The following is a 17,479-nucleotide window of genomic DNA, read 5'->3' on the forward strand; positions in this document are numbered from 1 at the left end:
TTTCCCGTCCATTCAGTTAGCTGATTGCGTCGGGAAGCTTAGCCGGGGTGGACGGATGTCCAGTAGGTATTGGCCAGGTATCACCCAGGTGTCATGTCAACGCGGGCTCGAGTCGGCGGCGGCGCCGCTCAGAACAGGCTCTTGGGGCGCACCGCGTTCGCCATGTCCACCAGGGCGAACCGGTGGGCGGCCTCGGATGCGTTGCGGGCCAGCGCTCGCAGGCCGGCCTCGGTGCCGGCGCGCAGCCCCTTCTCGGTGAACGGCACCCCGAGAATCGGTTCGAACTCGGGGTCGGCGGTGTGCCCGAGCAGCACCCAGTCCAGTGCGGTGCCGAGCACCAGGGTGCGCATCTGGAGCGCCCGACCCTCGTCCGACGGCAGCAGGCCGACCCGCCGGGCGGCGTCGCGCAGTGCGCCCTCGTCCATCTCGCCGATCGGTGCGCCGGACAGGCGGGTCAGTACCGCGGTCATCCGGGCGACGCTGAAATGTCGCGAGCTGGGTGGGACCTGGTCCAGCGCGGCGATCGCCCCCGCGGTGTCGCCGCGGTCCGCGAGCTGACGCGCCAGGCCGAAGGCGGCGCTCACGGCCCCGCGGTCGGTGCGCCAGACGGTTCGGTAGTAGTTCTCCGCGAAGGCGCGCCACCGCGGAGGGTCCTCGCTCTCCCAGTGCTCGAGGATCAGCTCGGCCGTGGCCGCCAGCGCCAGCTTCGGTGCGGCCTCGCCGGGCAGCGCCTGCAGGGTGGCATCGAACTGGCTCATCGCCGTCTCGAAGTCACCCTCGACCAGTGCCGCCATCCCTCGGTACCAGTCCACCCGCCAGTGCTCCCCGCGCTCGCCGAGCCCGTCGAGCACCTGCCGGGCCGCGGCGCCGTCCCCCAGGTCGATGTGCGCCTTGGCCTCGACCAGGCTGAGCTGCCGGGTGACCGCCGCCGCCGTCGGGCCCGCGACGCGTTCGATGCCGTTCTCCCTCGCCAGGCGCAGCGAGTCCAGCGTCTGGCGGGGTTCGGTGTGGATCGCGGCGGCGAGCAGGGCCGCGCTGGGGTCGGTCCGGTCGATCAGCGGGACGGCCAGTGCCGCGGTGACCTCGAGCGGGTCGAGGGCAACGCTCTGGCGGTGGCCGTGGACGTAGACGTCGGTGGTCTGCACCGCCTCGTCGGTGCCGAAGGTCGTCCGCGCGGGGCTGAACAGTTCGGACAGTCCCGGGTGTTCCTCGCCCGTCTGCTGCGCGAGGATCTCGCGGAGCACCCCGAGCAGCTGCCGGGCCATCTCCTCGGCGGACTGGAACCGTCGGCTGGGATCGGAGTTGGTGGCGCGGAGCAACAGGCGATGGAAGAACTCGTACTCGGCCAGCAGCGGCGCCTGCTCGGGGGTGGGCAGGCCGTCGACGTAATGTCCCTTGTCCGAGGGCATCTGGAGGGTGAGAACGGCCAGTGTGCGGCCGACGGTGTAGATGTCGGAGGCGACGGTCGGTCCGGTCCGGACGATCTCCGGCGCCTGGTATCCGGGCGTGCCGTACAGGTAGCCGTAGCCCTCGATGCCGGAGACCGCGCCGAGGTCGATCAGCTTGAGCTGATCGTCGGTGACCATGACGTTCTCCGGCTTGAGGTCGTTGTAGGCCAGTCCGATCGAGTGCAGGTAGGCCAGCGCGGGCAGGATCTCGAGCATGTACGCAATGGCCTGTTCGACCGGCATCCGTGCCGGCCGGGGGTGAGTGCTCAGCACCTCGCGCAGCGAGTTGCCGCCGACGTACTCCATCACGATGTAGCCCATCGGGCTGCCGTCCGGCCGTGGATGCTCGACGAAGTTGAAGATCTTCACGATGCCGGGATGCTCGACCTCGGCAAGGAACTGGCGCTCGGCCAGCGCCACGGCCTGTGCCTCCGAGTCGCCGAAGTGCAACAGGCCCTTGAGCACCACCCAGCGGTCGCTCACGTTGCGGTCGACGGCGAGGTAGATCCAGCCGAGCCCGCCGTGGGCGATGCAGCCCTGCACCTCGTACTGGCCTGCCACCAGGTCGCCCGCCGCGAGCAACGGGGTGAAGTCGAAGACCGTGCCGCAGGAGGCGCAGATGCCGGCCGCCGGTGCGGGTTCGGACCTACCCGCGGCGCTGCGGCCGACCGGGTTCGCACACTTCCAGCAGAACCTCTTGCTCTCGGCGACAACGGGATTGGCCATCACCACGGCGGCGGGATCGGGTGCCGCTACCGGGGGCACCTCGACCAGGCCGCCGCCGAGCCGGCGTCGGACCGAGGTCCGGGAACGCTGTGAACGAGACCGGCGACCGGTGGGGGCGGACGGACGGCCGGCCGGCGCCGAGGTCTCCGAGGTCCCCGCGGGGCCGGATGCGCGGGTGGTGGAGGCGGGCGGCAGCGCCGAGGCCGTGGCGGCGTCGGCGGCTACGGACGGCGCGGTGGCGGTGGGTTCAGAGGGCGCCGTGTCGGCCGGCTCGGACGACGCGGTCACGGCGTCGGCGGGGGTCGGGCTCTGGCCCGAGTCATCCTGTGTTCCGCGCATTCTCGCGCTCAGTCCTGGTAGTGGGGGACGGGTGGGCCGGGCGAGGGACCGAGGATGCCGAGCCACCGGTCGTAGATCCGTGACCAGGTCCCGTCCTGCCGCATCCGCTCCAGGCTGGCGTTGACCAGACGGACCAGGTCCGGGTCGTACTTGTTGATCCCGATGCCGTACGGCTCCGGGCTCAGGCTGTCGCCGACGATCTGCAGGTACGGGTCCTGCGAGGCGAGCCCGGCGAGGAGGGAATCGTCGCTGCTGACCGCGTCCACCTGGCCCTGCTGCAGGACCACCAGGCAGTCCGACCAGCTCGGCACGGTGAGCACGATCGCGTCCGGCTCGGCCCGCTGCAGATGCGTCAGCGAGGTGCTGCCGGCGACGGTACACACCCGGCGGCCGGCGAGGTCGGCGACGCCGTGGATACCGGACCCCTGCGCGACCAGAATGCGTTGCTGCGCCTCGAAGTAGACGGTGGAGAAGTCGACCTGCTCGCGGCGTTCGCAGTTGACGGTCACCGTATTGACGACCACATCCACCAGACGGTCCTGCAGCGCAGGGATCCGGTCCGCGGAGGACAGGATCCGGAACTCGGCCAGGTTCGGGTCGCCGAGCAGGTCCCGCGCCACCTCCCTCGCGATGTCCGCGTCGAATCCCTCGATCGACCCGGTGATCGGGTCCCGGAAGCTGAAGAGGTTGCTCCCGGTGTCCAGGCCGACCACGAGTCGGCCACGCGCCCGGATCCGGTCCAGTGCCGGGCTCTCGGGTGCGCCGTCGGGGAACGGGCGCAGGCTCGCGGTGGGGTTCGAGCACTGTTCGGGGGCGGGTTCGCCGGTGGGGCTGGGCGCCACCGCCGCGCCCTCGGGCAGTGGAGCGTTGGTGCCCTCCGGGTTGGCGGCGACGGGCGCGGTGGCCGAGGGTTGGGTGGCCGCGGGTTGGGTGGAACCGGTGGCCGTGGAGACGTCGTCGGGGCCGCCGCACCCGGACAGGACGCCTGCCAGGGCCGCGGCGACGACCGCGGCGGCCAGTATCCGCCGTCCTCGCCTGCCGTTCCCTGTCACTGGTACTCCCGCCATCGGGGCCACAGACCCAGCCCGATCCCGACCACCGCCAATGCCGACAATACGAGGGCGCCGGGCGTGAGGCCGGCGAGGGTGGAGTGGGCCCGCACCAGGTTGCCGCGCAGCTCCGCCCTGGCCTCCTCGATGGCCGCGTCGAGCTCCTTGTCGGCGATGAAGAAGAAGGCCGCCGAGTCGAGCTGGCCGGGGCCCACCGCGATCTCGGACGCCCCGGTCCAGTCCCCGGCGGCGAGCAGCCCGTCGAGTCGCTCGTGTGCCTGGGCCCAGGCCGTCCGTGCCGCCGCGGCGGCCGCGATCTCGTCCTCGCCGACCTGCATCCCGCTGTGGTCGTACTCGTCGAGCAACGCCTGCAGGCGGTCGAGATGCTCGACGAACTGCGAGTGGTAGCGGGCACTGACATCGCGTCGAACCAGGGCAAGGGTCTCGTCGGCGCGGGCCTGCTGGGTCAGGATTCGGGCGGTGGTCAGGGTGGACAGCGGCCGTGCACCCTGGTCGAGCGCGTTGCCGGTGGCGGTCGAGGAGATCAGCCCGGCGATCAGCAGCCAGCCGAGCAGCGCGGTGACGGCGGCCGCGGCCAGGATGAGTCCCGGGTTCAGGGTCCGGCGGGTCCACCGCGCGAGCAGGACCATCGCCGCCACCAACGCGGCCAGCGACGCGAGCAGCAGGCCGATGGACAGCCACGGCGGGGTGGCGAACTCGGACTGGGTCTGCACGACGGTCGCGGCCTGCGCGGTGTGCAGCTGCTCGGCCAGCGGCAGCAGCGTGGTCTGCATGAGCGTCGACGCCTCGCGCAGGTACGCGGCGCCGACCGGGTACCCGATGCGGTTGTTGCTGCGGGCCGTCTCGACCAGACCGGTGTACACCGGCAGGGACACGGACAGGTCGGTGAGCAGTCGGTGGGCGGTGTAGTCGGCGGTGGCGATGCCCGCGGACGCGTCGACCAGGTCCTGGCCGGCGTCGGTGATGGCGCGGGTGTAGCGGGCCCGCACGTCGGCGGGTTCGAGGCCGCCGGAGATGAACGCGGTGGTCGCGGCGGCATCGGCGATCGACAGCGAGCTGTAGAGGTCCTGCGAGGCGTAGGCGAGCGGCTCGACCTGGGTCAGCAGCGAGTCGAGGGTGCGCGCCCGGTCCGAGACCTGGACGGCGGCGGCGCTGCCGGCGACCAGCGAGAGTACGGTGAGCGCGAACGCCACCAGGAGCAGCTTGCTGGGGGTGGTGCCCAGGTAGGCGCGGACGCGGCGAGATCGCCGCGGACGGGGCACGTCCGGCGACGGATGGTGCGTCGCGGCGGGCACGGGACGATCGTCGCCCAGCGGCTCCGTCGACGGCGCGACGCGATCAACCACCACGCACCCCTTCTATCTGGCCCGAGTGCCTGATACAGGGCAGCATATAAGCAGTAAACGCGCTGAGCGGTCGGTGACTCGCCTATGTTTTGTGGCCAACGAGTTTCGGACGGGGCACGAGGTGTGACGGCGGTCTGACGACGCGGTCTGATGTGGAGCGGGTGAACGAAGTCGATGCGTGGTGACGGAGACGGCTGGGCGAAGAGCGAGGACGGCAGCCGCCAGTGGGGCCGGTTCGGTGCGGCGGGGCTGCTGTTGCGCGCGCCCGCCCCGGGCGGCGGGTCCGCGGTGTTGCTGCAGCACCGCGCGCAGTGGAGTCACCAGGGTGGAACCTGGGCGCTGCCCGGTGGTGCCCGCGACAGCCACGAGAGCACCACCCGGGCCGCGGTCCGCGAGGCCGAGGAGGAAGCCGGGATCGCCGGCAGTGCGCTGCGGGTGCGCGCGGAGCGGGTCACCGCGCAGGCCGGTAGCGGCTGGACGTACACGACCGTGATCGCCGACGCGGAGACCACGCTGCCGACGGTGCCGAACGGCGAGAGCACCGAACTGCGGTGGGTGCCCGAGGCGGACGTCGAGAACCTGCCGCTGCACCCGGGCTTCGAGGCCAGTTGGCCGTCGTTGCGGGCGGTGCCGGTGCGGCTGCTGCTCGACACCGCCAACGTGCTGGGCTCGCGCCCGAACGGGTGGTGGCGCGACCGCGTCGGGGCCACCGGCGAACTGCTCGCCGAGCTGGCCCGGACGCTGCCACGGACCTTCGAACTGCCCGACGGTGGCTTCGGCTGGTTGCCGCGGATCGAGGCGGTCCTCGAGGGTCAGGCGCGGGTGGTGGCGGAGGTCGGCGACCGGGTTCCGGTGCACGTCGCGACGGGCAGCGGCGACGACACCCTGGCGTCGCTGGCCGGGGCCGAACCCTTCGCCGACCAGGCCGTCGAGCGGGTTCGGAGCCTGCTGGCCGGGGACGAACAGCAGTTGACCGCGGTGGTCACCGCCGACCGCGGGCTGCGCGACCGGCTGCCCGAGACGGTGGTCCGGCTCTCGCCCTCGACCGTGCTCGGCTGGCTGGACTGACCGCACCGCGTTGGTCCCCAATGTCACATCGGTTCCCCGTCGGACACCCGATGTGACATTGGGGACCAGGTGGGGGAAGGGTCAGCCGGCGTTGCGGGCCAGCGCGTCGGACAGCGACCGGGCGGCCGCCTGCGGGTCCGCGGCCTCGGTGATCGCGCGGACCACCACGATGCGGTCGGCGCCGGCGTCGAGCACCTCGGGGAGCCGCTCCTCGTCGACCCCGCCGATGGCGAACCAGGGCCGGGTGGGGTGCGAGTCGGCGGTGCTGCGCACCAGGTCCAGGCCCGACGCGGCGCGTCCCGGCTTGGTCGGGGTGGCCCACACCGGCCCGGTGCAGAAGTAGTCGACGCCGTCCTCGATCGCGGCGAGCTGGGCCTGCGCCCGGTTGCCGGTTGAGCGCCCGATCACCACCCGCTGGCCGAGGATCTGCCGGGCGTAGTGCACGGGCAGGTCGCCCTGGCCGAGGTGCAGGACGTCCGCCCCCGCGGCCAACGCCAGGTCGGCGCGGTCGTTCACCGCGAGCAGGGCGCCGTGCCTACGGGCGGCGGCGGCCAGCTCGGCCAGCGCACCCAACTCCTCGCGGGTCTCCATCGGGCCGAACTTCTGTTCGCCGGCCGAGCCCTTGTCCCGCAGCTGGATGATGTCGACGCCGCCGGACAGGGCCGCCTCGGCGAAGTGTGCCAGGTCACCGCGCTCTCGGCGGGCATCCGTGCACAGGTACAGCCGGGCGCTGGCCAGGCGTTCGCGGGGGGTCAGATGGTTACCGGAATGCGAGGGGGACACTTGCTCAACGGTAGTCTGATGGCGAACTAAGTGACACGGGAGTCCCGGCGAACGCGGGGCTGAGAGGGGGCTCGCGAGCCTTGACCGTCATACCTGACCCGGATCATGCCGGCGCAGGGAGTGAGGTGGAGTGGTGAGCAGAACTCTCGCGGTGGTCGGCGGCGGCGCGATCGGACTCGCGGTCGCCTGGCGGTCCGCGCAGGCGGGCTGGAAGGTCACGGTCCACGACCCGGCGGTCGGCTCGGGGGCGTCGTGGGTGGCCGGCGGCATGCTGGCCCCGCTGTCCGAGGGGTGGCCCGGCGAGGACGCGCTGCTGCAGGTGGGCGCGGCGTCGCTGCAGCGGTGGCCGGACTTCGGCAGTGAGCTCGGGGCCCTCGTCGACGAGCCGTTGTTCACCTCGCACAGCTCCCTGACGGTCGCGCTGGACGCGGCCGACGCCGCGGACCTGCGCACCGTCGCCGAGTGGATCGAGACCCAGGGTTACCGGCTCGAGTTGCTGTCCCGGGCGCAGATCAGGGCGGCCGAGCCGTCGCTGGCCCCCAGCATCCGGCTGGCGCTGCTGGCCTCGACGGAGTCCGCGGTGGACAACCGGGCGCTGGTGCGCGCGCTGCGGCTGGCGTGCGAGGCCGCCGGGGTCGCGTTCGTGGCCGAGTCGGTGGTTGACCCGGAGTCGCTGCCCGCCGACCAGGTGGTGGTGGCGGCCGGCACCGGGGCGGCCGCGCTGTGGCCGGGGCTGCCGGTGCGCCCGGTCAAGGGCGAGATCCTGCGGCTGCACCATCGCCCCGGGGTGGCCCCCGCGCCCACCCAGACCATTCGCGGCAGCGTGCACGGCCGGCCCGTGTACCTGGTGCCGCGCGGCGACGGCATCGTGGTCGGTGCGACCCAGCACGAGTCCGGACTCGACACCCAGGTCACCGTCGGCGGGGTGCGGGACCTGATCGCGGACGCCCAGACCCTGATGCCGAGCATCGGCGAGTACGAGCTCTACGAGACCGCGGCGGGCCTGCGGCCGATGAGTCCGGACAACATGCCGATCATCGGCCGGGTGTCGGACCGGGTGGTGCTCGCGGCCGGGCACGGCCGCAACGGCATCCTGCTCACCCCGTTGACCGCGGACGCGGTGGTCGCCGAGCTGTCCGGTGCGCCGCTGCCCGAGGCCAAGAACTGCGCGCCGGACCGCTTCGGTCCGACCGGCCGCGCCCACTGACCGGCTCCTTCCACCGATCGACGAATGAGGAATTGATGACGAACACCCCGGTGAACATCGGTATCACCGTCAACGGCGAAGACCACCAGCTGTCCGAACCGCTGACGGTGGCGCAGCTGCTCGACCACCTCGGTCTGCCCGCCAAGGGCATCGCCGTCGCGGTGGACGGCGCGGTGCTGCCGCGCACCTCCTGGGACACCCCGGTCGGCAAGGGCTGGGAGATCGAGATCCTCACGGCGGTCCAGGGTGGCTGAGGCGACGGTGGCTGGGACCGGCACCCTCACCATCGGCGACCGCAGTTTCGGCTCGCGCCTGATCATGGGCACCGGCGGCGCCGCCAACCTCACCGTGCTCGAGGAGGCCCTGGTCGCCTCCGGCACCGAGCTGACCACGGTGGCGATGCGCCGGATCGACGCCACCGGCGGCACCGGCGTGCTGGACCTGTTGCGCCGGCTCGACATCGCGCCGCTGCCGAACACGGCGGGCTGTCGCGGCGCCGCCGAGGCGGTGCTCACCGCGCAGCTCGGTCGCGAGGCGCTCGAGACCGACTGGGTCAAGCTCGAGGTGATCGCCGACGAGCGCACCCTGCTGCCCGACGCCATCGAACTGGTCTCGGCGGCAGAACAACTCGTCGACGACGGCTTCACCGTGCTGCCGTACACCACCGACGACCCGGTGCTGGCCAAGCGGCTCGAGGACGTGGGCTGCGCGGCGGTGATGCCGCTGGGTTCGCCGATCGGAACGGGCCTGGGCATCTCCAACCCGCACAACATCGAGATGATCGTCGAGGCGGCCGGGGTTCCGGTGATCCTCGACGCCGGCATCGGGACCGCCAGCGATGCGACGCTGGCCATGGAACTCGGCTGCGACGCGGTGCTGCTCGCGACCGCGGTGACGCGGGCGAAGGACCCGGCGCTGATGGCGTCCGCGATGGCGTCGGCGGTGGTCGCCGGGTACCAGGCCCGCCGGGCCGGCCGGATCCCGAAGCGGTTCTGGGCGCAGGCGTCGTCGCCGATGTAGGGGTGGACACGGGGAGGTCTCAGGGTGGGAGTCATCCCAGGGGATGACGCCGGAATGAGACCTGCGGGCGATGCGCTCGGCTCCGGCGTCCGGCAGAGTTCCCCTCATGATTGAAGTGAGGGGTTTGACGAAGACGTTCGGGCCCACGAAGGCGGTCGACGACCTGACCTTCACCGTGAAGCCGGGGATCGTGACCGGATTTCTCGGGCCGAACGGTGCCGGCAAGTCGACGACGATGCGGATGATCCTGGGCCTGGACCGGCCCACGTCCGGCACGGCGCTGATCGACGGCCAGGCGTACCACGACCTGAAGCAGCCGCTGCGGACCGTCGGCGCGCTGCTGGACGCAAAGTGGGTGCACCCCAACCGGTCCGCGAAGGCGCACCTGCAGTGGATGGCGGCGTCCAACGGGATCCCGTCGTCGCGGGTGGACGAGGTGCTGCGGTTGGTGGGCCTGACCGAGGTGGCCGGCAAGAAGGCCGGCGGATTCTCGCTCGGCATGTCGCAGCGGCTCGGCCTGGCCGGCGCGCTGCTCGGCGACCCGAAGGTGCTGCTGTTCGACGAGCCGGTCAACGGCCTCGACCCCGAGGGCATCGTCTGGATCCGAAAGTTCATGCAGCGCTTGGCCGCGGAGGGGCGCACCGTCCTCGTGTCGAGCCACCTCCTCTCCGAGATGGCGCTGACCGCAGAGCATCTCGTGGTGATCGGTCGTGGTCGGCTGATCTCGGACACGACGGTCAAGGAGTTCGTCGACCGGTCGTCCGAGTCCACGGTCCGGGTCCGCAGCCCCCAGTTGGACGCGCTGCGCAGCGTGCTCACCTCGCACGGCCTGACGGTGCGCGAGGACGGCCACGCGGCGAGTGCCGCGGCGGCGCTGGTGGTGCTCGACTCCACCACCGACGCGATCGGCCAGATCGCGGGTAGCAACGGGATCGTGCTGCACGAGTTGGCGTCCCAGCAGGGATCGCTCGAGGACGCGTTCATGAAACTGACCGGTGACGACGTGCAGTACCACGCCGCGGGCGTCGAAGAAGTGATGGGAGGGGCACTCTGATGGGTGTTCTGGCCGCAGAACGAATCAAGCTCACCTCGACCAAGTCGCCGTGGTGGTGCACGGTCGCCATCGTGGTGCTGGGCCTGGGCCTCGCCGCGGTGATCGGACTCAGCGCCAAGGCGAGCATCAATGCCTTCAACAACCAGAGCGCGAGCGGCGACAAGCCGGACTTCGAGCCGTTCCTGCCCCAGCTCTCGGACGCCGTCGGAGGCGTGTCGGGCTTCGGCGTCCTGGTGCTGATGATCATGGCAGCCCTCGCCGTCACCAGCGAGTACCGCTTCGGCCTGATCCGGACCACCTTCCAGGCCGTGCCGCGGCGGGACTCGGTGCTGGTCACCAAGGCGGGCCTGATCGGGGTGTTCGGTGCCGTACTGACCTTCGTGCTGACCTTCGGCGCCTACGCGATCGCCAAGGTCACCGCCGGTGAGGAGGCCGGGGCTGCCCTGAAGCTGACCGGTGACGAGGCGTGGCGGGCGATCTACGGCGTGCCGATCTACGCGCTGCTCTGCGTGTTCCTCGCGGTGGCGGTGGGCACCCTGGTGCGTCAGTCGGCGGGCGCGATCACCCTGCTGCTGCTGTGGCCGCTGCTGATCGAGAGCCTGTTCGGCCTGTTCGGCACCTTCGGCCGCAACGTGCAGCCGTTCCTGCCGTTCATGAACGCCAACCACTTCCTCGGCTCGGACCAGGGCGTGGACTGGCACTGGGGGCCCTGGGGCAGCCTGGTCTACTTCGCGGCCTTCGTGGCCGTCGTCTTCGGCGCGGCGCTGTTCCTGGTGAACCGCCGCGACGCCTGACCTGCCGTAGCGCTGGACACGCTGCGGTAACCGTGCGCGACCGTCGCCCCGACTGTGGGGGGTGACGGTCGCGCACTGTCGTCTGCGGAGCCTCGGCATTGTCTGTAACCCTCGGTTACCCTTCGAAGGGTGAGCGAGGACCCTGTGCCCCAGCCGGTGGTCGACTGGTTTCGAACCATGAACCGCCGACCCGCGCTCGTCGACGCCGTCCGCCGGGCGCGCCGGGCGCTGCCCGGGGACCCCGCCTTCGGCGACCCGCTCTCGACCGCCGGACCCGGCGGCGTCCGCGCCATGGCCCGGGTCGCGGACCGGCTGCTCGAGGACGGTCCCGGCGCGTCGCGGGAGGTGAGCCTCGGCACCCTGCAGGTCTGGCAGGCCCTGCTCGAACGCACCGGCCGGGGCCGCGGCACCCGCCAGGTCACCATCGTGTTCACCGATCTGGTCGGGTTCTCCAGTTGGTCACTCGGCGCGGGCGACGAGGCCACACTGACGCTGCTGCGGCAGGTGGCCAGCGCGGTGGAACCGCCGTTCGTGGAGCGCGGGGGACATGTGGTCAAGCGGCTCGGCGACGGGCTGATGGCCGTGTTCGACTACCCGGAGCGCGCGCTGGAGGCGGTGTTCGAGGCCCGCGACCGGCTCGCCGAGGTGGAGCAGGAGGGCTTTCGGCCGCGGATGCGGGTGGGCCTGCACACCGGGATGCCGAGACAGTTGGGCGACGACTGGCTGGGCGTGGACGTCAACGTCGCCGCCCGGGTCATGCAGGCCGGGGCGGACGGCAACGTCGTCGCGTCCGCGCACACCCTCGACGCGCTCGACCCGCAGACGCTCGAGACCCTCGGACTGCGGGCCAGGCCGTACCGGCGCGGGTTGTTCGCGCCGGCCCCGCGCGGCGTCCCCGACGACCTGCGGATGTTCACCCTGACCAGGTAGGCGGCTCCGCCGCCTGTGCGCCTTTCTGGTAGCGGTCGCTGTCAGAAGGGCGCGTCAGTGCAGGCGCCAGAGCGGGGACACCGGACCGTGGCCGGCACCGAGGTCGTACGACGCCGCCAGGCACCGGGTCACCCACTGCTTGCCGAACTCGACGGCCTCGGGCATCGGGTACCCGTTGGCCAGCGCGCACGCCACCGCGGCGGCGAGGGTGTCGCCGCCGCCGTGGTCGTTGCCGGTCTCGATCCGCGGGCTGGTGAACTCGTGGAAGGTGTCGCCGTCGAAGAGCAGGTCGGTGCTGTCCGGCGAGGTGCGCAGGTGCCCGCCCTTGACCAGCGACCACTGCGCGCCGAGCCCGTGCAGGGCCTCCGCGGCCCGGCGCGCCGACGCGTCGTCCACCACCTCGATGCCGGTGATCAGGCGGATCTCGTCGAGGTTCGGCGTCACCAGCGACGCGATCGGGATCAGGGTGTTCCGGACCGCGTCGAGTGCCTCGGCATGCAGCAGCGGGTCGCCGTGCATCGATGCGCACACCGGGTCCACCACCAGCGGCACGGCGTGGTCACGGCCGATCCCCACCTCGCCGCAGACCTGTGCCACCGCCTCGATGATCGCGGTGGACGCCAGCATCCCGGTCTTGGCGGCGCTCACCCCGATGTCGGTGACCACGCTGCGCACCTGGTCCGCCACCACCTGCGGCGGAATCTCGTGAAACCCGCTGACCCCCACGGAGTTCTGCACCGTCACCGCCGCGACCGCGACGCACGCGTGGACCCCGCACAGGGCCATGGTGCGGGAGTCGGCCTGGATTCCGGCACCGCCACCGGAATCGGTGCCGGCGATGGTGAGGACGCGGATCGGGGTCTCGCCGTCGGGGGTCAGGGGCAGCAGGTTCACGGCCAGAGCCTATCCATCCGCCGGTGCCGTGCGGCCGGTGGTGCCCGACGCCCCGGCCGCCGTCGCCGTCATCGGCAGGTACACCCGGCCGCCCGCCGCCGCGAACTCCGCGGACTTCTCGGTCATGCCGGCCGCGACGGCCGCCGCCTCGGTCAGTCCGTTGCGTTCCGCATACTCGCGGACGTCGGCCGAGATCCGCATGGAGCAGAACTTGGGGCCGCACATCGAGCAGAAGTGCGCCGTCTTCGCGGGCTCGGCGGGCAGCGTCTCGTCGTGGTACTCGCGGGCCGTGTCCGGGTCCAGGGACAGCGCGAACTGGTCACGCCAGCGGAACTCGAAGCGCGCCTTGGACAGTGCGTCGTCGCGTTCCTGCGCCCGCGGATGCTGCTTGGCGAGGTCGGCGGCGTGCGCGGCGATCTTGTAGGTGATCACCCCGACCTTCACGTCGTCGCGGTTCGGCAGGCCGAGGTGCTCCTTCGGCGTGACGTAGCAGAGCATCGCGGTGCCGGCCTGGGCGATGATCGCGGCGCCGATCGCGGAGGTGATGTGGTCGTAGGCGGGCGCGATGTCGGTGGCCAGCGGTCCGAGGGTGTAGAACGGGGCCTCCTCGCACAGCTCCTCCTCGAGCCGGACGTTCTCGACGATCTTGTGCATCGGCACGTGCCCCGGGCCCTCGATCATCACCTGCACGCCATGGGATTTCGCGATCCTGGTGAGCTCGCCCAGGGTGCGCAGCTCGGCGAACTGGGCCTCGTCGTTGGCGTCCGCGATCGAACCGGGACGCAGTCCGTCGCCGAGCGAGAAGGTGACGTCGTACTCGCGCAGGATCGCACAGAGCTCCTCGAAGTGCGTGTACAGGAACGACTCCCGATGGTGCGCCAGGCACCACGCGGCCATGATCGAGCCGCCGCGCGAGACGATGCCGGTGACCCGCTTCGCGGTGAGCGGGACGTACCGCAGCAGCACCCCGGCATGCACGGTCATGTAGTCGACGCCCTGCTCGCACTGCTCGATCACGGTGTCGCGGTACACCTCCCACGTCAACGCGGCCGGGTCTCCGCCCACCTTCTCGAGGGCCTGGTAGATCGGCACCGTGCCGACGGGCACCGGGGAGTTGCGCAGGATCCACTCCCGGGTCTGGTGGATGTCCTTGCCGGTGGACAGGTCCATGATGTTGTCCGCGCCCCAGCGCGTGGCCCACACCATCTTCTCCACCTCCTCGCCGATGGACGAGGTGACCGCGGAGTTGCCGATGTTCGCATTGATCTTCACCGCGAACCGCTTGCCGATGACCATCGGTTCGGACTCGGGGTGGTTGTGGTTCGCGGGGATGACCGCGCGCCCCGCGGCGACCTCCGCGCGCACCACCTCCGGGTCCACACCCTCACGTGCCGCGCAGAAGTGCATCTCCGCGGTGACGATTCCGGCCCGGGCCCAGGCCAGCTGGGTACGCGCTGTGTTGGATCCCCCGTCGCTTCTCTCGCCCCCGATGTCGACGGCATCCGGCTTGCGCCACCCGTCGCGGGTCTTCGGGAGCCCCGCCTCGAGGTCGATCACCGCGTCGGCGTCGGTGTACGGGCCAGACGTGTCGTAGAGGTCCAGGTGTTCGCCGTTGGTGAGGTGTACGCGGCGGACCGGAACCGACAGGGTGCCCACGCCGGGGGCGTCGACCTGGCGGTACTGCTTGCTGCTGCCCTCGATAGGGCCGGTGGTGACGGTGCTGGTCGCGACAGCGGTGTCCGCGACAGCGGTGTTCGTGACAGGGGTGATCCCCATGATGTTGCGCTCCCTACGCCGGCATTACCCGGTCAGGTTCATACGGTCGACGGCCCTGACGCTCGAAATGAGCTAGCCGTCCTCTCAGCCCGCTGGTGCGAGCCCCCGTGGGATGTGTAGTTGTCGAGCGCGACGATAGCGCCCGCCGGCCGAACTCACCACCCGGGCCGGGCCCCGCCGTCCCGCTAACTGGAACTTGTTACAGAAATCGGCACTGACGGCCGAGTCGTGCCATATAGTGGCGTACGTCACATTACGGTGACGCGCAGGGTGAAGGAGTATGTCGATGATTGCAGAGGCGCCGACCGCGGAAGTGTCGAACAATGCAGCTCAGAACCGTTTCGAGTTGTGGCTCAACGGCGATCTCGTCGGCATTCTCGGTTACTACGATTTGGACTCGAGGGCGCGCGGGGCGGGGCGTGGGGGGCGGGGCGGTCCGCCGGTCGTCTCGTTCATGCACACCGTGATCGTCGAGGACTTCGGCCACCGCGGGCTGGCTGCGGTGATGGTGCGCAAGGCCCTCGACGCGGCCCGCGGCTACGGCTGGAAGGTCCGCCCGGTGTGCACGTACCTGCAGCGGTTCGTCGTGGACAACCCGCAGTACCGGGACATGCTCGTCCCCGTGTGAGGCGTCGGCCGGTCGGTGTCCGGGTTCTGGTGGCCCAGGTGCCGATTTGGCTACGATTGGGCGAATAGTGGGCCACATCTTCCGGCTGGGCTTGGCTGAGCCGCAGAAGCTGATTACATGGTGGTGTGGATCACATCTTCAGGCGGCGCCCAGTCCAGGCCGCGGCGGTGACCAGGCCCGTCGTTGCACCAGCTGACCCGGCGCTGGCCTGCGTCGAGGACAACCCCTCGCACTCCCGCTACGACCTCTGGGTCGGCGACGAACTGGTGGGGATCCTCGGCTACCGCGCAGCGGACGGCGTCACCGAACTGCCCGCCGGTGTCGGCGGCCTCGGCGACGGCGACGTCATCGCGCTGATGCACACCGTCGTCAAGGAGGACTTCGGCGGCCGTGGCTGGGCGGCCGTCCTGGTACGCGAGGTGCTCGAGGAGAGCAGGGTCCGCGGGATCCGGGTCCGTCCGGTGTGCACCTACCTGCGCCGTTACCTCGGGGCGCACCCCGAGTACCTGCCCCTCGTCGACGACTGGGACTGACTGGGCGATTAGTCCAGTTCCACCACGACCGGGGCGTGGTCGCTGGCGCCCTTGCCCTTGCGTTCCTCCCGGTCGATGGACGCGCCGGTGACCCGGGCCGCGAGTGCCGGGGAGGCCAGCGCGAAGTCGATCCGCATGCCCTGACGCTTGGGGAAGCGCAACTGCGTGTAGTCCCAGTAGGTGTAGACACCGGGGCCGGGCGTGTGCGGTCGGGTGACCTCGGCGAACCCGATCTCGGTGAACGCGTCGAATGCATCCCGTTCGGGCTGCGAGGTGTGCGTCTTGCCCTCGAACAACGCCGGGTCCCACACGTCCTCGTCGGTCGGCGCGACATTCCAGTCGCCGACCAGTGCGACCTGTGCGTCGGGGTCCTCGGCCAGCCACTTCGCGGCGTCGTCCCGCAGGGTGGCCAGCCAGTCCAGCTTGTAGCGGTAGTGCGGGTCCGCCAGCTCACGGCCGTTCGGCACGTACAGGCTCCACACCCGGACGCCGCCGCAGGTGGCGCCGATCGCCCGCGCCTCCACCACCGGGGTGGCGATCTCGAGGCTGTCGGGGACCTCCTTGGCGAAGCCGGGCTGGCCCTCGAAGCCGACCTGGACGTCCTCGAGGCCCACCCGGGAGATCAGCGCGACGCCGTTCCACTGGCTCAGGCCCACGTGCGCCACCTCGTAGCCGAGGTCGGTGAACCGTTCGGTGGGGAACTGGTCGTCCCGGCACTTGGTCTCCTGGATGGCGAGCACGTCCGTCTCGGTCCGCACCAGCCAGTCCACGATCCGGTCCGTGCGGGCCCGTACCGAGTTCACATTCCACGTCGCCAGTCGCATGAGGTCAGCGTAGTGCGGGGCGCCGACATGCCGGGCGCCCGCCACCGCGTCACGCGGCGGGCGGGTCAGGCGGGCGCGGTGGCGTAGCGGTACCGGTGGTGCTCGACCATCCCCAGCGACTCGTACAGCGCGAGTGCCGGCGCGTTGTCGGCGACCACCTGCACGTAGGTGTGGGTGGCGCCGAGGTCGCGGCCCCAGCGGATCATCTCGGCGCAGATCAGCATGCCGAGCCCGCGTCGACGGTGGTCGGCGGCGACCTCGACGGCGGACAGCCCCACCCAGTGACGGCCGTCGGGGGCCTCGGTGACCGCCGCGCGGGTGACGGCCAGCGCCTCCGCGGGGCCGCCGAGCGAGCCGAAGCCGACCCGGCCCTCGCGGACCGCGCCCAGCACCTCCGCGGCGGACGCGGGCAGCGCATCGCCGTGGTAGTGGTACAGCGAGAGCCACCGCTCGTCCGGGGCGTCGTCGACCCGGACCATGGACTCCCCGTCGGGCAGCGTGAGGTTCGCGATGTCCGCGGCCATCACCTGCACCTCGTCGGAGACCTCCCAGCCGGCGGGCGGGGTGGCGAGCCGGTCCGGTAGCAGCAGGGTCAGCGGCTGGCCGCGCTCGGCGTACCAGGCGCGCAGCCGGTCGAGGGTGTCGCCGCTGTGCAGGTCGCCGATCCGGTCGGCCGGGCCCAACGCAGTCGCGGCGTTGGCGCGGCGGGTGAAGCCGTCGCCGTACCGGGCCAGCCAGCCGTTGACCCAGGTCTGCTCGGTGCCGGGCCAGCCGTCGGCGGCCGCGAACTCGAGCGACCGGATCTCCCGGGTGAGCACGGGGCGGGGGCCGACGGTCTTGAGCGCGACCACCTGGTCGGGCGCGACCTGCACCACCCGGCCGTCGGGCGATCGGACCACGACGGCGGGGCTGAGCGAGACCAGCTCGCCGATCATGTCTGTCAGCGGTCGCGGGTAGCCGGGCGGCAGCTTGTAACGCAGCACCACCCGGCTGCCCAGGACGGCGTCAGCCTTCATCGTGACCGTCAGTACTCATCGTC

The 17,479-nt window shown here is 71.5% G+C and carries 17 protein-coding genes and 2 riboswitches; of the genes, 9 read left to right on the plus strand and 8 right to left on the minus strand.

From position 1 onward, the window contains the following. Positions 1–128: 128 nt before the first annotated feature. Genes RT2_RS18105 through RT2_RS18115 form a run of 3 tightly spaced genes read right to left on the minus strand, consistent with a single transcriptional unit; the run spans position 129 to position 4,929 of the window. Positions 129–2,513 (minus strand): serine/threonine-protein kinase, encoded by a 2,385-nt coding sequence (locus RT2_RS18105; protein ID WP_072846188.1) that lies wholly within the window; start codon positions 2,511–2,513, stop codon positions 129–131. An 8-nt stretch (positions 2,514–2,521) separates the two neighbouring features. Beyond that, entirely contained in the window at positions 2,522–3,580 is a 1,059-nt protein-coding gene (locus RT2_RS18110; protein ID WP_072846221.1) for a glutamate ABC transporter substrate-binding protein, read from the minus strand. Next, a complete protein-coding gene (locus RT2_RS18115) occupies positions 3,562–4,929 on the minus strand; it encodes a GlnX family signal transduction membrane protein (RefSeq protein ID WP_072846222.1) in 1,368 nt (455 codons plus the stop codon). Before RT2_RS18115 ends, RT2_RS18110 begins: the two co-directional genes overlap by 19 nt. 174 nt (positions 4,930–5,103) lie before the next feature. Between RT2_RS18115 and RT2_RS18120 the strand changes: the two genes are divergently transcribed. Then, complete coding sequence (locus RT2_RS18120) at positions 5,104–5,997, plus strand: NUDIX hydrolase (RefSeq protein ID WP_072846189.1); 894 nt, start codon at positions 5,104–5,106, stop codon at positions 5,995–5,997. An 81-nt stretch (positions 5,998–6,078) separates the two neighbouring features. On the opposite strand, the gene thiE is transcribed toward RT2_RS18120, so the two are convergent. Continuing rightward, a complete protein-coding gene (gene thiE / locus RT2_RS18125) occupies positions 6,079–6,780 on the minus strand; it encodes a thiamine phosphate synthase (RefSeq protein ID WP_072846190.1) in 702 nt (233 codons plus the stop codon). Positions 6,781–6,805: 25 nt separating this feature from the next. Further along, positions 6,806–6,917: riboswitch (TPP riboswitch) on the plus strand. Between thiE and thiO the strand changes: the two genes are divergently transcribed. From thiO to RT2_RS18155, 6 genes are all read left to right on the plus strand, one after another. Beyond that, on the plus strand, positions 6,914–7,987 hold the full coding sequence (thiO, locus tag RT2_RS18130; RefSeq protein WP_072846223.1) for a glycine oxidase ThiO: 1,074 nt from the start codon (positions 6,914–6,916) through the stop codon (positions 7,985–7,987). It overlaps the preceding riboswitch by 4 nt. 35 nt (positions 7,988–8,022) lie before the next feature. Further along, positions 8,023–8,241: a sulfur carrier protein ThiS gene (gene thiS, locus RT2_RS18135; RefSeq protein WP_072846191.1), complete on the plus strand. Its 219-nt coding sequence runs from the start codon at positions 8,023–8,025 to the stop codon at positions 8,239–8,241. Further along, positions 8,234–9,007 carry a thiazole synthase gene (locus tag RT2_RS18140; protein WP_072846192.1) on the plus strand — a complete coding sequence of 258 codons (774 nt, stop codon included), beginning with the start codon at positions 8,234–8,236 and terminating at the stop codon, positions 9,005–9,007. The genes thiS and RT2_RS18140 overlap by 8 nt, the downstream gene beginning before the upstream one ends. Before the next feature lie 106 nt (positions 9,008–9,113). Further along, positions 9,114–10,061: an ABC transporter ATP-binding protein gene (locus tag RT2_RS18145; protein WP_072846193.1), complete on the plus strand. Its 948-nt coding sequence runs from the start codon at positions 9,114–9,116 to the stop codon at positions 10,059–10,061. Next, positions 10,061–10,855 carry an ABC transporter permease gene (locus RT2_RS18150; protein ID WP_072846194.1) on the plus strand — a complete coding sequence of 265 codons (795 nt, stop codon included), beginning with the start codon at positions 10,061–10,063 and terminating at the stop codon, positions 10,853–10,855. The genes RT2_RS18145 and RT2_RS18150 overlap by 1 nt, the downstream gene beginning before the upstream one ends. Before the next feature lie 177 nt (positions 10,856–11,032). Further along, complete coding sequence (locus RT2_RS18155; protein ID WP_072846224.1) at positions 11,033–11,785, plus strand: adenylate/guanylate cyclase domain-containing protein; 753 nt, start codon at positions 11,033–11,035, stop codon at positions 11,783–11,785. Between the two features lie 54 nt (positions 11,786–11,839). On the opposite strand, the gene thiD is transcribed toward RT2_RS18155, so the two are convergent. After that, on the minus strand, positions 11,840–12,679 hold the full coding sequence (gene thiD, locus RT2_RS18160) for a bifunctional hydroxymethylpyrimidine kinase/phosphomethylpyrimidine kinase (protein ID WP_072846195.1): 840 nt from the start codon (positions 12,677–12,679) through the stop codon (positions 11,840–11,842). 9 nt (positions 12,680–12,688) lie between these two features. Further along, positions 12,689–14,455, minus strand: a complete 1,767-nt coding sequence (gene thiC, locus RT2_RS18165) for a phosphomethylpyrimidine synthase ThiC (RefSeq protein ID WP_072846225.1) — start codon at positions 14,453–14,455, stop codon at positions 12,689–12,691. Beyond that, positions 14,449–14,574, minus strand: a riboswitch (TPP riboswitch). It overlaps the preceding gene by 7 nt. A gap of 167 nt (positions 14,575–14,741) precedes the next feature. Between thiC and RT2_RS18170 the strand changes: the two genes are divergently transcribed. Then, on the plus strand, positions 14,742–15,083 hold the full coding sequence (locus RT2_RS18170; protein WP_072846226.1) for a GNAT family N-acetyltransferase: 342 nt from the start codon (positions 14,742–14,744) through the stop codon (positions 15,081–15,083). A gap of 167 nt (positions 15,084–15,250) precedes the next feature. Then, positions 15,251–15,616 carry a GNAT family N-acetyltransferase gene (locus RT2_RS18175; protein WP_083577467.1) on the plus strand — a complete coding sequence of 122 codons (366 nt, stop codon included), beginning with the start codon at positions 15,251–15,253 and terminating at the stop codon, positions 15,614–15,616. Between the two features lie 8 nt (positions 15,617–15,624). On the opposite strand, the gene RT2_RS18180 is transcribed toward RT2_RS18175, so the two are convergent. Both RT2_RS18180 and RT2_RS18185 read right to left on the minus strand, forming a co-directional pair. Then, on the minus strand, positions 15,625–16,440 hold the full coding sequence (locus RT2_RS18180) for an exodeoxyribonuclease III (RefSeq protein WP_072846227.1): 816 nt from the start codon (positions 16,438–16,440) through the stop codon (positions 15,625–15,627). A gap of 65 nt (positions 16,441–16,505) precedes the next feature. After that, positions 16,506–17,456 carry an N-acetylglutamate synthase, CG3035 family gene (locus tag RT2_RS18185; protein ID WP_072846196.1) on the minus strand — a complete coding sequence of 317 codons (951 nt, stop codon included), beginning with the start codon at positions 17,454–17,456 and terminating at the stop codon, positions 16,506–16,508. Between the last annotated feature and the right edge of the window lie 23 nt (positions 17,457–17,479).

The sequence above is a fragment of the Rhodococcus tukisamuensis NBRC 100609 genome (assembly GCF_001894985.1).
In the GTDB taxonomy this organism is placed as follows: Bacteria; Actinomycetota; Actinomycetes; order Mycobacteriales; family Mycobacteriaceae; genus Rhodococcus_G; species Rhodococcus_G tukisamuensis.

What these genes read in the sequence shown, in the direction of transcription:
- RT2_RS18105 (WP_072846188.1), bottom strand. Translation starts at nt 2,513, where the DNA reads ATGCGCGGAACACAGGATGACTCGGGCCAGAGCCCGACCCCCGCCGAC.
- RT2_RS18110 (WP_072846221.1), bottom strand. Translation starts at nt 3,580, where the DNA reads ATGGCGGGAGTACCAGTGACAGGGAACGGCAGGCGAGGACGGCGGATA.
- RT2_RS18120 (WP_072846189.1), top strand. Translation starts at nt 5,104, where the DNA reads ATGCGTGGTGACGGAGACGGCTGGGCGAAGAGCGAGGACGGCAGCCGC.
- thiS (WP_072846191.1), top strand. Translation starts at nt 8,023, where the DNA reads ATGACGAACACCCCGGTGAACATCGGTATCACCGTCAACGGCGAAGAC.
- RT2_RS18145 (WP_072846193.1), top strand. Translation starts at nt 9,114, where the DNA reads ATGATTGAAGTGAGGGGTTTGACGAAGACGTTCGGGCCCACGAAGGCG.
- RT2_RS18150 (WP_072846194.1), top strand. Translation starts at nt 10,061, where the DNA reads ATGGGTGTTCTGGCCGCAGAACGAATCAAGCTCACCTCGACCAAGTCG.
- RT2_RS18155 (WP_072846224.1), top strand. Translation starts at nt 11,033, where the DNA reads ATGAACCGCCGACCCGCGCTCGTCGACGCCGTCCGCCGGGCGCGCCGG.
- thiC (WP_072846225.1), bottom strand. Translation starts at nt 14,455, where the DNA reads ATGGGGATCACCCCTGTCACGAACACCGCTGTCGCGGACACCGCTGTC.
- RT2_RS18170 (WP_072846226.1), top strand. Translation starts at nt 14,742, where the DNA reads ATGATTGCAGAGGCGCCGACCGCGGAAGTGTCGAACAATGCAGCTCAG.
- RT2_RS18180 (WP_072846227.1), bottom strand. Translation starts at nt 16,440, where the DNA reads ATGCGACTGGCGACGTGGAATGTGAACTCGGTACGGGCCCGCACGGAC.
- RT2_RS18185 (WP_072846196.1), bottom strand. Translation starts at nt 17,456, where the DNA reads ATGAAGGCTGACGCCGTCCTGGGCAGCCGGGTGGTGCTGCGTTACAAG.